Annotated in this window: 1 protein-coding gene; it reads left to right on the top strand. The window is 61.0% G+C overall.

The genetic code is table 11. From position 1 onward, the window contains the following. Positions 1–508: integrin alpha (locus L0664_RS18475; RefSeq protein ID WP_235227381.1), on the top strand; the 508-nt coding region annotated here is incomplete at both ends.

Consider the following 508-nt stretch of genomic DNA (forward strand, 5'->3'; position numbering starts at 1 on the left):
ATGGCCAGTCCTCCGGTGCAAGCTTTGTGGTCTTCGGCAAGAGCGATGGCACAGCGGTGGAGCTGTCCGACATCGAGGACGGCCTTGGCGGCTTTGTCATCAATGGTGTGGCTGAGGGTGACCAGTCGGGTGTCTCTGTCAGCGGAGCGGGGGATGTGAATGGCGACGGCTTGGATGATCTGATCGTCGGGGCAAATGGAGATGATCCGAATGGCAGTTTCTCCGGCGCGAGCTTTGTGGTCTTTGGCAAAAGTGACGGGACCGCGGTAGCGCTGTCCGACATCGAGGACGGCATTGGCGGCTTTGTGATCAACGGTGTGGCGGAGAGTGATCGTACCGGCAATTCGGTCAGCGGCGCAGGTGATGTGAATGGTGACGGCTTCGACGATCTGATCGTTGGGGCACCGGGTGACGATACGAATGGCAGTTCGTCCGGCGCGAGCTTCGTGATCTTCGGCGGCGATTTCTCGGGCGCCGCGACGCAGATCGGCACCACGGGCGATGACAC

The organism is Octadecabacter dasysiphoniae (assembly GCF_021532615.1).
Classification (GTDB): domain Bacteria; phylum Pseudomonadota; class Alphaproteobacteria; order Rhodobacterales; family Rhodobacteraceae; genus Octadecabacter; species Octadecabacter dasysiphoniae.